At 47.5% G+C, this 15,153-nt stretch carries 14 protein-coding genes, 1 tRNA gene and 1 riboswitch; of the genes, 3 read left to right on the top strand and 12 right to left on the bottom strand.

What is annotated here, in order from left to right:
* Window positions 1-293: 293 nt before the first annotated feature.
* The 8 genes from EI981_RS03290 to EI981_RS03255 all read right to left on the bottom strand — a co-directional run bounded on the left by EI981_RS03290 (window position 294) and on the right by EI981_RS03255 (window position 8,185).
* Window positions 294-1,166, bottom strand: a complete 873-nt coding sequence (locus EI981_RS03290; RefSeq protein ID WP_126995418.1) for a UbiA-like polyprenyltransferase — start codon at window positions 1,164-1,166, stop codon at window positions 294-296.
* 76 nt (window positions 1,167-1,242) lie between these two features.
* Window positions 1,243-2,532: an aspartate aminotransferase family protein gene (locus tag EI981_RS03285; protein WP_126995416.1), complete on the bottom strand. Its 1,290-nt coding sequence runs from the start codon at window positions 2,530-2,532 to the stop codon at window positions 1,243-1,245.
* Window positions 2,533-2,663: 131 nt separating this feature from the next.
* On the bottom strand, window positions 2,664-4,661 hold the full coding sequence (locus EI981_RS03280) for a peptidase U32 family protein (RefSeq protein ID WP_126995414.1): 1,998 nt from the start codon (window positions 4,659-4,661) through the stop codon (window positions 2,664-2,666).
* A gap of 44 nt (window positions 4,662-4,705) precedes the next feature.
* Window positions 4,706-5,506 carry an energy-coupling factor transporter transmembrane component T family protein gene (locus tag EI981_RS03275; RefSeq protein ID WP_126995412.1) on the bottom strand — a complete coding sequence of 267 codons (801 nt, stop codon included), beginning with the start codon at window positions 5,504-5,506 and terminating at the stop codon, window positions 4,706-4,708.
* The gene (locus EI981_RS03270) at window positions 5,496-6,386 is read right to left on the bottom strand and encodes an energy-coupling factor transporter ATPase (protein WP_126995410.1); all 891 of its coding nucleotides are present in this window, start codon (window positions 6,384-6,386) and stop codon (window positions 5,496-5,498) included. Before EI981_RS03270 ends, EI981_RS03275 begins: the two co-directional genes overlap by 11 nt.
* Window positions 6,362-7,201, bottom strand: coding sequence for an energy-coupling factor transporter ATPase (locus EI981_RS03265; RefSeq protein WP_126995408.1), 840 nt, complete (start codon window positions 7,199-7,201; stop codon window positions 6,362-6,364). Before EI981_RS03265 ends, EI981_RS03270 begins: the two co-directional genes overlap by 25 nt.
* 65 nt (window positions 7,202-7,266) lie before the next feature.
* Entirely contained in the window at window positions 7,267-7,812 is a 546-nt protein-coding gene (locus tag EI981_RS03260; protein WP_126995406.1) for a Gx transporter family protein, read from the bottom strand.
* Complete coding sequence (locus EI981_RS03255; protein ID WP_126995404.1) at window positions 7,796-8,185, bottom strand: NusG domain II-containing protein; 390 nt, start codon at window positions 8,183-8,185, stop codon at window positions 7,796-7,798. The genes EI981_RS03260 and EI981_RS03255 overlap by 17 nt, the downstream gene beginning before the upstream one ends.
* A gap of 230 nt (window positions 8,186-8,415) precedes the next feature.
* Between EI981_RS03255 and EI981_RS03250 the strand changes: the two genes are divergently transcribed.
* Window positions 8,416-9,498, top strand: a complete 1,083-nt coding sequence (locus tag EI981_RS03250; RefSeq protein WP_126995402.1) for an FAD:protein FMN transferase — start codon at window positions 8,416-8,418, stop codon at window positions 9,496-9,498.
* Between the two features lie 251 nt (window positions 9,499-9,749).
* Here EI981_RS03250 and EI981_RS03245 read toward each other — a convergent pair whose 3' ends face one another.
* The 4 genes from EI981_RS03245 to EI981_RS03230 form a co-directional block, all read right to left on the bottom strand.
* Window positions 9,750-10,172, bottom strand: coding sequence for a hypothetical protein (locus EI981_RS03245; RefSeq protein WP_126995400.1), 423 nt, complete (start codon window positions 10,170-10,172; stop codon window positions 9,750-9,752).
* A 180-nt stretch (window positions 10,173-10,352) separates the two neighbouring features.
* Window positions 10,353-10,916, bottom strand: coding sequence for a hypothetical protein (locus tag EI981_RS03240; RefSeq protein WP_126995398.1), 564 nt, complete (start codon window positions 10,914-10,916; stop codon window positions 10,353-10,355).
* 197 nt (window positions 10,917-11,113) lie between these two features.
* Window positions 11,114-11,186 (bottom strand) — tRNA-Thr (locus EI981_RS03235).
* A gap of 78 nt (window positions 11,187-11,264) precedes the next feature.
* Window positions 11,265-11,564 carry an MTH1187 family thiamine-binding protein gene (locus EI981_RS03230; RefSeq protein ID WP_126995396.1) on the bottom strand — a complete coding sequence of 100 codons (300 nt, stop codon included), beginning with the start codon at window positions 11,562-11,564 and terminating at the stop codon, window positions 11,265-11,267.
* Between the two features lie 498 nt (window positions 11,565-12,062).
* Window positions 12,063-12,366: riboswitch (cobalamin riboswitch) on the top strand.
* 187 nt (window positions 12,367-12,553) lie between these two features.
* Here EI981_RS03230 and EI981_RS03225 point away from each other — a divergent pair.
* Window positions 12,554-14,530 carry an anaerobic ribonucleoside triphosphate reductase gene (locus EI981_RS03225; protein WP_126995394.1) on the top strand — a complete coding sequence of 659 codons (1,977 nt, stop codon included), beginning with the start codon at window positions 12,554-12,556 and terminating at the stop codon, window positions 14,528-14,530.
* Window positions 14,527-15,045 (top strand): anaerobic ribonucleoside-triphosphate reductase activating protein, encoded by a 519-nt coding sequence (nrdG, locus tag EI981_RS03220; RefSeq protein ID WP_126995392.1) that lies wholly within the window; start codon window positions 14,527-14,529, stop codon window positions 15,043-15,045. The genes EI981_RS03225 and nrdG overlap by 4 nt, the downstream gene beginning before the upstream one ends.
* Window positions 15,046-15,153 lie beyond the last annotated feature (108 nt).

Here is a 15,153-nt window from a genome sequence, read left to right as displayed (position 1 = left end):
AGGAAAACGATAGGTCCTGCCTAACAACCAAGGGGATGTCCTAAAAGTCATCATAGATGATTGAAGGGCCCCTTTTGCGAAAGTCGGGCAACTTAGCCAGAAAAAGAAAAAGAAAATAGTCGACCGAGAAATACTTAAGGATCCGCTTCTTTTTAATTAAATTACATCCTACATAAGTTGAACTAAAAGAATATGTGAACGGATTTTCTACCTCGTTGGATTCTATTTAATCAAGGAAATCCGTGAACAACAGCGATCGTAAGAACATTTCACCCGGCTGCCCTCAATACACCCTACAGCAAGAAAAAGTCAGCCACCGTACAGAACAGAATAGCCATACTGATGACCTGATTCAGGTTATAAGACGCGATATTCATCCGCTTCCGGTTCGACGGCTTAATGATCTTATGCTCTACCATGAGCAGGGCGATCGCGATGACAATCCCGAGTATATATAGCCAACCTAAATGACGGATCGGGATCAAGGTAATGAGCAGCAGCACCATAATGGCATGGAGACCAGCTGCAATCCGTAACCCATTCTTCAGACCGAAGAAGCTCGGAATGGACCAGAGCCCATGGTTGCGGTCAAAATCGATATCCTGCGAGCCGTAAATAATATCGAACCCGGCGATCCACAACATCACGACCGTACCAAGAATGAACGGTGTAAAGGCGAACTTTCCGGTAACGGCAAACCAGGCTCCGATTGGCGCTGAAGCGATTGAGAAGCCGAGGTACAGATGACTGAGAAAAGTAAACCGCTTCGTGTATGAATACGATGAGATCAGAAAGATAGCTACTGGCGATAAAATAAAGCAAAGTGTATTCAGCATTGCAGCAGAAAATATAAAAATGGCGTAATTGACAACCACGAAGACCAGGACTTCCTTGGCGTCAAGCAGCTTTCTTGGCAGATGACGATGCGCCGTTCTCGGATTCTGCTCATCAAAGACACGGTCTACGACACGATTGAAGGCATTTGCCCCGTTTCTGGCAGCTATTAATGCAATCAGTCCCCAAAGTATGATACGACTGGAAGGAAGCCCTCCAGCGGCCCATATCATTGAGATGATTGCGAACGGCAGCGAGAACAGGGTATGCGAGAACATAACCAGTTCTCCATACAATTTAATCTTCGAGCCGATTTTTCTGGCGTACTCCATAATGTTTACTCCCCCTCATATTCCATAACGTGCACTAACAAGAGCGCGATGATTCGAAATGGAATATTTCTTGACTCTAGCTCAACACGATTCGCAGTGAAGAGCGTAATGCGTTAAGCATTTCTTCAACATCCTGCGCTGTAATAACGAGCGGTGGCTGGAAGGCCAGAACGTTGCGGCTAACACCATTCTTGCCGATAATGAAGCCGCGGTCCTTCATTTCCTCAAGCACCTCATCTACTAGAATAGCACCTCGCGCCGGATCGTAAGCACATAACTCAGCCCCGATCATGAGACCGGCACCGCGTACGTCTGACATGTCTACGTACTGCTCAGCGAGCTGTTGTAGTCCCGTTAGAAGCTGTTCTCCTAGCTCAGCTGAATGCTCTGCCATATGATTGGCTTCGATGTAATCAAGCACAGCCAGACCGGTTACAGACGATACTGGATTGCCACCGAACGTAGAGGCAGACGGACGTGTAAAGCTTGCGGCTATCTCATCTGTAGAAGCAAACGCCGCGATCGGGATGCCGCTACCAAGTGCTTTGGCCATTGTAATAATGTCCGGCACAACGCCCCAGCGGCTCATTGCGAACATCTCTCCAGTTCGGCCGAACCCAGTCTGAATTTCATCATCAATCATCAACACGCCATATTGCTCCAGCAGCGCCTTCACTTCAGGGAAATACCAGTCTGGAGGTATGATGATCCCGCCATTACCTTGAATCGGTTCTACGAGCATAGCAGCGATCGTATCTCCCTTCTCGGCTAGAACAGCCTTCAAAGCGTCGATGGAACGCCGGGCCGCCTCGTCGAGACTAACGCCATATTCATAAGGACGAGGAATGAAAGTTACATCCTCTGCACCTGGCTGTGCTAATTGCGGATCAGCCCGCCACATGCTCAGTCCGGTTACACTCATCGTCAAATACGTACGACCGTGCAAGCTCTGCTCCAATGCAATGAAGCCCTTCCGTCCGGTATGGAGACGTGCCAGCAGCATCGCGCCTTCATTCGCCTCCGAGCCGCTGTTTACGAAGAAAGTTCTGCGCAGCTGGCCAGGTAGCACTTCAGACAACCGCTCCGCGAGAACGACATTCGGCTGGGTCAAATACAGCGTACAAGTGTGCTGCAGTGTCTTCAATTGTTCAGCAGTACGTGCTGCAATCTCAGGATTGCAGTGTCCGCTGGCACAGACCGATACACCAGCGAAGAAGTCGGTGTATCGCTTGCCATCATGTCCGTATAGATATTGCATCTCGCCTTTGACAATCTGCGGGGGATTGCGATAGAAATAGCCCGTGCAAGGATAGAAATATTGTCCGCGTTTGTCCAGAATACCCTCTGGTCCGATATATTGATTCATACTTTCATACCCCTTCCGATTTGATCTCTCACTTCTATAAGAGGCGTTCAAAAGGTCCACCTTGGGTTACGCCCCTGCAAGGATTTTTGAAGAATTTTGTGAAAAATTTCTCATAAATTCAGTCGGGTTCCCTATACTGAAGCTGGCTCCTTCTTCACTTCCGCGTCCATGTCTTCCATTCCGCGACTCTTGCCAATATCCCCACCATCAAATTGCAGAGCTCCTAATGTGTAACCAGCATACACTGGATTCATCTCGGCAAAGCGCTCTTCTGCGGTATCTGGATTTGCAATGGCTGCTTTATATATACTGACAATCTGCTGCAATTGCTCTGGCTTGTATGTCGCTCCTTCGATCCGGAATACAGACAGTCCTGCTTCAATCAGCTCGCGCACAACCGGCATCAGGTTCAGCTCTTTGGTCATCATCAGGTGGCAACGGCCGTGTACATCACGATATACCGGATTCTCACCCTTATCCGTCTTCATGACGAGAATATTGTTACTTACAAAATGGTTCTCTTCTTCACCGATTGGCTGGAACACCTCTGTGTTCTCGTACAGATCATGTTCCATATACATCATGGCTGGAGAACCATGCACGATCGCCTCGATCGGCAGTTCCGTATGATCCAATAATGCGGCCAGATCGTTCAGCGGCAGCTCCATCGATGCGGTCAGACGCTCTACTCCATGCCGATGGTAGAACTCGGCCGAGATACGATTATAGACATTCAGATTGAAATCACCGATCAATGGATATCCTGCGTTCGCAAACTTATGAATAGCGCCGAGATTCGTGACCATAATGCCATCGATTGGCAACCGTTCGCCAGCGATTAATCCTTCATACATTTCGAATTGCAGCTCATCCATCATACGCGGCAAGCAGAGATAGATCTTCGCCTTGCCTTTGATCTCAGCCAATTCATTGATTTCCGCTCTAGTAAAAGCATGATCCGGTTCAAATACATCACCCGACAAGTAGATATGATCCGCACCTGCTGCCAGAGCCGCCTTCGCCTGAGCCACATTGTTCACATGAACCGATACTTCGGCAGCTGCCTTAGATGGTTTACGAACCTCTGCAAGCTTACCGCGGATATCTGTTACTCGCTTCTCGCTGAGCTCTCTCTCGGCAGTTGGAGTGCTGAACACTTTGCCCGTACTGTAGAACTTGCCTGTTCCTTCATAACGCTTGTTAATATTCGATAATCCAGGTCTGCCAAAGGCATATGCCTTAGAGAAATCCCGTTTGCGATTCTCGAAGAGCAGCTTCGATTCCCGTGTCCGTTCGAACCCAATCGGATCAGCTATATAGCGATCAATCGCGTCACCGTAAGCATTGACCAGCATCAGTACGAATTCCGTATCACGCATGCGACCTTCGATTTTGAAGGAGGTAATTCCACCATGAATCAGTTCAGGGATGTTCTCATACATATACATATCCTTCACAGCCAAAGGGTATTCGGCAGGATAGACGTATCCATCCTTCTTGATGCGATAATCCCAGCGGCATGGCTTCATGCATTTACCGCGGTTACTGCTCATCCCGAACACCATTGAACTGAAATAGCAGTTAGCCCCATGCACCGAACACATATCGCCATGAACGAAATATTCGATCTCGATCCCCGTTGCAGCTTGTAGATAACGAGTGTTCTGCAGATCCATCTCCCTAGAAGCAACTACTCGTGTCACTCCCATGTCTTGCAGTGCCTTTACCATCTCGATATTGTGCACATTCATCATGACCGAGGAATGGACCGTAAGCGACAGATCCATCTCCTTGATTAATTCCAGAATAGCAAAATCCTGAACAATCAGAGCATCTGGACCTGCACTATCGAGGAATTGCAAATAATCGCGAGCCTCATCGAGCTCATTTTCATTCAGCAGGTTATTCACCGTAACGTACACTTTTTTGCCTAATGAATGTGCAATCTTGACAGCCTCTACGATCTCTTCCCGCGTGAAATTATAACCTTTGCGCATCAGGCGCATGTTCAAGCTGGGTCCCCCGAAATATACTGCATCGCAGTTTGCTTGAATCACTTCCTTGAAAATCTCGAATGTACCAACTGGCGCGAGTAGTTCAACTTCTTTTCCATTAAAATAACGTGCCATGATGTTTCCCCTCCAGCCCAAATATGTTTATATTGAACAACCTCTTATATGAATCGATATGTCAGCGCAACCGCAACCAGAAGTACATAGCTCAGGACAAACCAGGTATCCTTGGCCCGCCAAGTAAGCAGATGATATTCCGATCGGGGTGCCCCGACGATATAACCTCTTGATTCCATCGATAGTACTAATTCCTCTGCCCGTCGGAAGGCGCTGACCGTTACCGGCACGAGCAGGGATAAGAGCAGCTTCCCCTTCTCCTTCCACGGTAGTTCTTTTATATCTGCACCGCGTGCCGCTTGTGCTTTAAGTATTTTGTGCGTCTCATCAAGAATGGTCGGTATGAAACGCAGCGAAATGCTCATCATCAGTGTTAGACGCTGAGTCTTGATGCCGATCTTCTGCAGCGGCTTCAAGACACCGTCCAGTCCCTGATTGAGTAAGCCCGGCGTCGTTGTAAACGTAAGAATTGCCGTAAAGGACACCAACAGGGCCATCCTCGCAGCAGCGATAAATCCACTCTTCAGACCTTCGGTATAGAGCACCCATCCGCCAATTCGCAAGACGACCGCTCCCCCTTCAATCGTTATGCTCTGGACGATAAAGATAAAAACCATAAGTACCCACAGTGGCTTGGCGGCCTTCACAAAATACCTCAATGGAATCCGCGTTGCCAGCATATACGCCAGCGAGAACACCGCTGTAAGCAACAGCATCCACCATGAATGAACAGCGACAATCGCGATCAGATAGAGAATCATTCCTGTAATCTTGGCCCGCGGATCAAGCTGGTGGATCGAAGATCCGGTATCGATGCAGCGTCCGAATAACAGCTTATCCCGCATCGTCAGCCCCTCCTCCCCGTGGCGGATGAGCCCCATATAATCCAGCTAATCGCTCGGCGATCGCTTCAGCGCTGAAGCATGGCTTTTCATGCTGCAGACCGAATCTTGTAGCGATCCGGCTCCAGAGGCGAATACACTCTGGAAGAGCGAGTCCCGCCTCTGATAGACGATGTTCCTCACGAGCCAGCTCTGACGGCGATCCCTGGAATATAGTTCGTCCGTCCTTCATAACGATCCAGGTATCCGCGTAAGGCAGCATTTCTTCAATTCGATGCGTAACGACGATGACTGTCTTGCCCTCTTCACGCTGCAGCTTAGAGAGAAGCTGTGCAAGCTCTGCCCTGCTCTGCGGGTCAAGTGTGGCCGTCGGCTCATCCAGTGCAATAATATCGGGCTCCATCGTAAGAATCGAGGCGATTGCCACCTTGCGCATCTGCCCGCCACTTAGATGGAACGGGTTTCGGGGCAGGAACGAATCATCCAATCCTAATAGAGCTAGTGCCCGGCTGGCCCGCGCCTTCGCTTCCTCTAGCGGAACCCCGAAGTTCAACGGTCCGAAGCAGAGATCCTTCTCGACAGTGTCCTCGAACAATTGCTGTTCGGGGAATTGAAATACAAGCCCTACGCGCCTCCGCAGCTCACGCAGCGGTCCCTTATCTCCCGGCTCGATTGTGAAATCTAGCACTTTCACTCTTCCAACGGTAGGCTTCAAGATTCCATTAAGATGCTGGAGCAGCGTAGATTTGCCAGATCCCGTAATACCAGCTATGCCTACGAAGCTGCCAGGCGCAATCGAGATACTGACATCCTCTAGCGCGCCATGTCTCCATAGACTACGATCATCATAAGCAAAGCTTACTTGCTCGAAATGAATTGCCATAGCTGCTCGCTCACCTCCTCGATGTCATCGCCTGGCCCCAGCGTAATGCCCCGTCTGTTCAATTCCTGAAGCAGCCGAACTCGAAACGGGGCAACCAGCCGACAGGAAGTTAATAGTTCCTCATCTTCGAACAGTTCCATCGGTCTTACATCCGCCGCGACTCCGCCATCTTTCAGCACGATCGCTCTATCAGAGGCCAGTATCTCTTCCGCGTCATGTGTTATAGAGATAATAGTATATTCGCCACTTGCACTCATCTCTCTCATGATAGACTGCAGCTCTCCACGCGCCTTCTCATCCAGCATCGAAGAGGCTTCATCAAAGATAACGATACTCGGTTCCATTGCCAATATCGCAGCAACGGCCACCCGTTGCTTCTGCCCTCCGGACAGTTCCGCGGGGTGCTTGGACAACAGATGACCGATCTCTAACTTCTCGGCATAACGTTTTACTCGATCCACCATTTTTTCTCGAGGCAAGCAACGGCCCTCCAAGCCGAAGGCAATATCCTCCTCCACCGTCGCACCGATAAACTGATTATCCGGGTTCTGGAATACCATCCCTATTTTGGGCCTGATGTGGACAATCGTATCCTGGTTCAGCTCAGTGCCTTCCACATAAATCTTCCCAGTGTTTGCGGCCAGCAGCCCTCCAAGCAATTTCGCCAGAGTCGACTTCCCGCTGCCATTGGCTCCAACCAGAGTCACCCAGCTTCCTGCTGCAATTCGCAGATCGATATCATTCAGAATTTGCTGCTGTGGATGATAGGCAAAGGACACCTGCTGCAATTCATAAGCCAGTATTGTGTCTCCCATTTCTCTCTTCTCCTTTTCAGCCTTCTCATAGCAGTCAGCGCCAAGCATCTGACCGACCACAGCTGCTATGCTAGAAATCCTTCGAACAAGGACATCTTCGATAAGGAAGGAACCAGATATCTAACGGCAATACCTACTGCAATCCCTGTAAGTACCCCCATAATCAGCAGCATCGGCAAATAGTAGAATATTTTCGTCGTGTTGAAATAAATACAAGCAGCGGTTAGCTGCCCGATATTATGGGCGATCCCGCCAACGATGCTAATACCGATGAAGCTAAGCTTATCGCGCCCAATCAGTAATAGGAACCACATCGCCACAAAGCTGAACAAAGCCCCCATGATACTAAATAAGAAGCTTGAGAACGTGCCGAAGATAAAGGCGGTCAGCAAAGTCTTAAGCAGCACCATCATCATGGCATCCCGAGCTCGTAAGAAATAGAGACAGGTCAACACCATAATATTTGCAAGTCCCAGCTTAGCGCCAGGTACACCCATATTGAGGGGAATCAAGGATTCAACCATGCTTAACACGACAGCCACCGCAGCGAAGATAGCGACGATCACTGTTCTTTTAAGCGCGATATTAGACTGCTCATTTAACCGTTGCATCGATACCATCCTCCTCTGATGGGCCTTCGATCTCGACCATCAGTTTATGCGGAAGACAGATAATCGTACCTCCCGTCCGATCCACAAATCCGAAGGAAAGACATACTTTATCAGGGCAATCCGCATCAAACATTTCAATACCGTAATCATGAACTTTCAGAATATTAAGCCCATGTTCATTTTCCACTTCAATGGTCTGCTCTTCTTGAGTAAGAGTTACCTCTTTAAATAATTTCCCATCCACCGTAATTTTAGCAGTCCGAAGTTCGTTGTGATTTTTTTCACTTGCATCTCGATCGAACCATCGTGGAATAATAAAGGCCAATGCAATAATTACAACTAATCCGATCAGCAGAAGATCTCCGCGTTTCATGTGCAACTCCTTGTTTCCTTATTTTTTGATAATATAAATCTTAGATGAACTCATTATACATGTAACTTTCATCACAGAAGTGTGATAAATGTCTCTTCCCTTGTCTTTTCACAAAATAATCATTTAAAATTGAAGATATTTTTTAATTGTGAAAATTTGTACTTTTAGTACTGTTCCATTTCTGCTACAATCAAGGACGATAAATGACAGGCAGAAAAGAGGTTAATCCGATGAATATGAAGAAAGCCGCTATTTTACTGGTAACGATGTCTCTCGCCGGTTCCCTGCTAGCTGGCTGTGGAAATTCGGGAAATAGCTCAGCTCCCGGTTCCAGCAGCGAGACACAAGATAAAACCGTTGAACCTATGAAGGAAACCTATTTTATCTTTGATACAGTAGTAAATATCAAGATTTATGATAATCGGGCTACCAAGAAAAATCTCGATGAAATCGGTGTACTGCTGAAACAGATCGATTATCAGATCAGCAGAAATAACGAGAACAGCGAAATATACAAGGTTAACGCGAATGCTGGTATTGCTCCAGTCCAAGTGTCCAAGGAAACTTACGATCTTGTCGCCTATGCTGTCGATTATGCCAAGCGTTCGGAAGGATTGCTGGACCCAACGATCGGCAGGCTTGTCGGCCTGTGGAATATCGGCCATGAAGGCGCCCATGTCCCTGCTCCCGAAGATATCGCTGCCATGCAGAAGCTGTGCGACTACCATAAGCTGGAGCTGAATGAAGCCAAGCATGAGCTGTACCTGACGGAAAAAGGTATGGACATCGACCTCGGTTCCTATGGTAAAGGCTATGCCGCTGACCGCGTTTACGACTATTTGGCGGATCAAGGCTTCCATAGTGCGATTATCGACCTAGGCGGCAACATTTTTGCCATGGGGCAGAAGCCTGGCGGCAAAGATTGGAGTATCGGCATCCAGGATCCCGATCAGGAGCGCGGTAAACCAATTGGCACCGTTCCTGTGAATGATAAGACTGTCGTTACCGCAGGGATATACGAGCGTTATTTCATCGAAGACGGCAAAATGTATCCGCATATCCTTGATCCCAAGACAGGCTACCCTGTCGATAATAACATCAGCAGCGTTACGATCATTACCGACCGCTCGACCGATGCTGACACGATGGACACTGCGCTTGTTCTCATGGGCGTAGAAAAAGGACTGAAGTTTGCCGAGAGCATTCCCAACACTGAGGTTCTGTTCATTACCAAAGACAAGAAGCTGTATGCTTCACCCGGATTTAAAAAGCTATTGAACAAGACAAATGATAGCTACACGTACGCTAACTAAACCAAATAGCTTACTTCAAGCCACTATCTGATTATACACTATCCCGGCGGTACTTCTATACTGCCGGGAATTTTATATTTATCTGCCTTTCATTCCCCTTCCATCGTGAGCCAAGACCAGAGTCCGCTTCAAGAGGATCATTGAAACTCAGTAAATTAGCCCCTTCACGAATTGAAGGGGCTGCCCATTAGAGCTTTGGCTACGATCATCATCTGTCCTGCAGTAAGCTGATTTCCTCGCAAGTACTTTCTCTAATTATCAGTTTCATTGCGTATGTAAGTAAGGAAATTAAGAAATAGGATATACAGAGGATAGAGCAGCGTAGCTAATATGACTAACAATCCCATCACAGGTGGCGGGGTCTCCCCTCGATCCGTAATCAGGAACAGACTCGTAATCACATACATAAACACCACAGCATACGGCAGCCATAGTATTGATGTCCAAAACTTCACTCCCCCGCTACCCAATGAGAGATTCGTCAGACAGTACATCAGGAATGAAACAACAATTAAGATCACTAGCATCGCCCAACCGATAATTGTATTCATCTGTCCCAATTCGATGCCTGTTACTCTCGCAAGCCGATAAGGCTCCAACATCAGTTCAATTTGCAGTGAAAAATGAAGTCCATATAAAGCGCTCACACCGTTCAGTTTTAGACACTTGATCATAAGACCTCCCAGGCAAAGCGTTATTCTTATTTATATATCTCTAACGTTAGTCAATCCGTTTATGTTACTTCGTGATATGGCATATTCTTATGATAGAAATAGTAAGGAGCCGTGCTAATACACGACTCCACGTACACATGCCGCTTCAAAGAGCAGTGGTTGGCTTGCTTATTTAATAACCTACTGACTTGCGTCTATTTTCTTTTGCAGCTTCAATATTTCCCCCTCTGCTGTGGTGATATCCTTCTGAAGCTCCATTATGTAATTATTGCTCTCCTTGATATCTGCTTCGAGCATCTTGAGACGATCAGGCGATTTTTGTTTCGACGCCTTCTCCTCCTTAATTTTCGCAACTAAGGTAGTCATTTCTCCCTTTTTCACCTCTATGTTAACTTCGCATTTATTGATTACACCACGTAAATGATTAATCCGATTAGTCCATTCAAGCACCTCCTTGCTTAACACTTTGGCTTCCGTTTGGCTCTGCGAGATGGCCGGTTCACCTACGAAGATCGTCTTACCCTCCACAGTTAACGGAGCTCCGACTGCAGCAGCCATCGCTCTAACTGGTGCATAGACAATCCCACCTATCACAGCGCCCTCCGATACCAAGGAGCCGTCAATTTTTTTGATGCTATAAATCCCCTTTTGCACATTCATTCGAGACCTGATGGAGCTGGAGAGAACAAATGCAAGCCCGAAGAGGAGTACTCCAACGACAACACCAGCCATAAATTTCTTCATTTCTAACCTCCTAGAAAAATACTTCTTCTTTCAATTATCTTATGTATAATAGCAACGAGTTTCAATAAGCCCGCAATAGCAAAAACATCACTTTACTCAAATAAAGGGTAGATGAATGGTAGATGAACTGCTCTTTTTGCAAAAAAGCACGGCCCCCGAAAAGCTCGGAAGCCGCGCCACGCTTAAATAAATAAGGATGCTGATGAGAGGATTCGAACCACCGACCTACGCATTACGAGTGCGTTGCTCTACCTACTGAGCTACATCAGCATAATCACTTATAAATAGAAACAAAAAATATTATAACGCTTTTTCAGAAAAATGCAAGCAAAAAGTATAGTCATTACTCTAAAGCTTCTCACGAACGGAACGCAGCTTCTGCTCGGAGGAGCTCTCTTTATCGCGGCGATCATCGATCTTGATCGAGGTCGATACCCGCATAGCCCCAGATTGGAATGGCGCTTCATGAATGGCCCGAATTGCCGTGAATATATCGTCAAGCTGGCCCTCTATAATCGTGCTCATGGATGTCAGCGTATATGTAATACCTGCCTGCTTCTCCAACACTCGCTGCAACTCGGCTACATAAGAGCTAAGACTTGTGCTCCCCGTTCCTACCGGAATGACCGTCACTTCTACAATTGCCATCTTCAAGACTTCCTTTCCATTCCATATTAATTCTATTCTAACCATAACATAAGGTGGAATTCAAACTCAGAATCACTTGATCTGCTCAGATATTTCTAACGAAACTACAGAACGCTATTGCCGCGAACACAAGAGCAAATTAAATCTAACGAAACTACATATCGTTATTTGAGCTAAGTTCATGCTGAGATCCTCTATTTTGGTTAAATAGCGATACCCCGTTTCGTTACAATCTTTACTAGCCCCTTTTCATCCTAATAACGTTATCACGTTTCGTTAGAGACGGTTTACTAGTTGCCAGCCGAATCTCCCCCTACTCTCCAATTGCTATCCAATTTAAGCATCTGTGTGGTCCATAAAAGTTCACATTTTTTTTTCGGCCCTGACTCGCCGCATCACGTCTGCTTTCTACTGTTTTTCAGTTAATTTTCACTCTTAAATCCCCCATATGACCTGTTTACAAACACAATATATTGGGCTATGATCAATTCCAGACAACCAAATATAGTATGAACAGGTGGTTCGGAGCATTTTACACTACCGGATCTTAAAAGGGAAGCGCGGTGCAAATCCGCTGCGGTCCCGCCACTGTGACCGGAAGCTTGAGAGGCTTAACAACCTCTATAAGTGAGTGTTCAAAAAGGTCGGTTTTCAGGATTTACTTCGAGATCAAAAGCGAACTTTTTGAACAACCTCTATAAGCGATTCGTCGGCATCATGCCACTGCGGGTAAATAAGCCTGCGGGAAGGCGCCGCTGAATGACCCGGAAGCCAGGAGACCTGCCTGTTTCAATGACACCGCTAATGACCTGCGAGGAATCAGGCAGGTGTCCGTTTGCAGCTGCTACATACTATTTCAGCTATACACTATCGGAACACAGGAGTACTGTGTTTGATTGAGCGCAATCGGGCATTTTCGACCTTGAGGCAGGTTGGAAATGCTTTTTATATGTCTATAATGTCTAGTAATTAGAGGGGAGCACTTAGTTATGGCTTTATTAAATCGAATTTATACGGATCAGGAGCAAATGCTGGATGAGGTGATTCATTTAGGGGAAGAAATCGTTGCCAGCTCCAACCTTGATGCACTGCGCGAGAATGCAAACCTGAACGGCGAGAGCTTCTCCGGCAAAATGAGCAAATTTGGCAGTGAGTATGCCAAATGGTATGCGAATCACTTTGTGATGCCTAACCATCTGGTACAAGCTATTCAGGACAATATCGTCTATGTACATGACCTGGATCAATATGCCATCGGCACGACGAACTGCATCTTCATCCCATTTGATAAACTGCTCGCCGGGGGCTTCAACACCGGCAATGGCAGCGTCCGTCCACCTAATTCGATCATGACAGCTATGGCGCTGGTGGCGATCATTTTCCAATCCCAGCAAAATGCCCAATACGGCGGCGTCTCAGCCAATAAGCTGGATTACGATCTGGCCCCTTATGTAAGTAAATCGTTCGTGAAGTACTTCCGCAAAGGGCTTGATTACTTCGAAGAAGGAGACGAAGCGGCGGACTTGGGTGAGATCTCCATGGGTCGTAGCGACCTTCAGGAGCAATATCCAAGAACTTTCAAATATGCCTCCAAAGAGACCGAATCAGAAACTTTACAGGCTGCTGAGAGCCTGATTCATAACTTGAATACGATGTCGAGCCGGGCCGGCGGGCAAATCCCGTTCACCAGCATCAACTATGGCACTTGCACATCTCCAGAGGGACAATTGGTCATCCAATCCCTACTGAAGGCGACGATGCGCGGTCTGGGCAGCGGTGAGACACCGGTCTTCCCGATCCAAATCTTCAAATGTAAGCAAGGTGTCAACCAAGAGAAGGAAGATCCGAACTACCATCTATTCCTGATGGCTGCGGAGTGCTCAGCCAAACGACTGTATCCAAACTTCGCTAACCTGGATGCGCCTCTGAACCTGCAATACTATGATCCGGCCAATCCGGATACAGAATTCGCAACCATGGGATGTCGTACTCGCGTATTAAGCGATCGCTTCGGACGCAACCATCTGTCCGGTAAAGGGAATCTGTCCTTTAACACGATTAACCTCGTCAAGCTCGGACTGGAGCATGGTATCGCGCTAGGACGGCGTAGAGAAGCCGATGAGCGCGGCTTCTACCGCGAGCTGAAGCATTATATGGACATCGCGACTGACGGCTTACTGCATCGCTTCGAGATTCAGTCCCGCCAGAAGGCCAAAGCTTCCGACTTCATGATGCGCGAAGGCGTCTGGGAAGGTGGCGAACATCTCTCCCCTGACGATCAGGTTGGGGACCTGCTCAAGCACGGCAGCCTGTCTATCGGATTCATCGGGCTGGCGGAATGCATGAAAGCACTGTACGGCAAGCACCATGGCGAAGATGAGGAAGTATATCGCAAGGCTTATGACCTGATCTCTTATATGCGTAAATATTGCGACGAGCAGAGTAAGCGCCACAATCTAAATATTACTCTGTTCGCAACCCCTGCCGAAGGGCTGTCTGGCAAATTCACCAAGCGTGACCGTGCTGTATACGGCAAGGTGTCTGAAATCGTAGACCGTGAATACTATACAAATTCATTCCATATTCCGGTGTACTATACCATAAGTGCAGCGAAGAAGATTGAGCTTGAAGCACCGTTCCATGATCTTTGCAACGCGGGCGCTATCTCTTATATCGAGCTAGATGGGAATGCCCGCAACAATCCGGCTGCATTCATCAACATTGTAAAATTTGCGCTGTCCAAGCAAGTTAGCTATTTCAGCATTAACCATCCGATTGACCGCTGCACGTCCTGCGGCTATGAAGGGATTATCGGAGCTACCTGCCCATCCTGCGGCCAGCATGAGAATGATGTGCATATCCGTCGCCTGCGCAGGGTTACGGGCTACTTAACAGGAGACTATCAGACACGCTTCAACGCCGCTAAGCAGGCAGAGGTCCGCGATCGGGTGAAGCACGGGATATGAACATTTGCGGTTACTACCCGGAATCTATAAATGAAGGCGAAGGCCTGCGCGCCTCTATCTTCATCAGCGGATGCCGCCATCGTTGTCCGGGCTGTTTCAGTCCGGCAACGTGGAACTTCAAATATGGAGAGCTATTTACAGAAGAACGGCAGGCAGAGATTATCTTGGATATTAAGAATAACCCTCTATTAAGCGGGGTCTCTATTCTTGGCGGCGATCCATTTTTCTCTGCCGAAGAGGTCAACGATTTCATTGATCTACTGCGCCAGGAAGCTGGTCCGGTTCCGATCTGGATATATACTGGATATACATTTGAAGAACTGTTGGCCATGCCGGGGACACCGGAATTTGGCCTGCTGGAACGCTGCGATGTTCTTGTCGATGGGAGATTTATAAAAAATTTAAGAGACCCCTCCCTGCTCTATCGAGGCAGCTCTAACCAGCGAATTATAAGGATTTCAGAGAGCTTGGCAGCCCAAAAAGTTATAGATTGGGAACCCTTGTACTCTTTCTAGCCAACCTCGTTTCTTGTATAATTGATAATCTGTGATGTTTCTCACAGTGAACATTGGCGAAATATATACTTAACCGGCGCGACATACTTCATCTGCGCCCCTTTTTTT

Origin of the sequence: Paenibacillus lutimineralis (assembly GCF_003991425.1) — a bacterium.
Taxonomy (GTDB): domain Bacteria; phylum Bacillota; class Bacilli; order Paenibacillales; family Paenibacillaceae; genus Fontibacillus; species Fontibacillus lutimineralis.
Note: the sequence above shows the minus strand (reverse complement) of the source record. Positions and strands in the feature narration are given on the sequence as shown.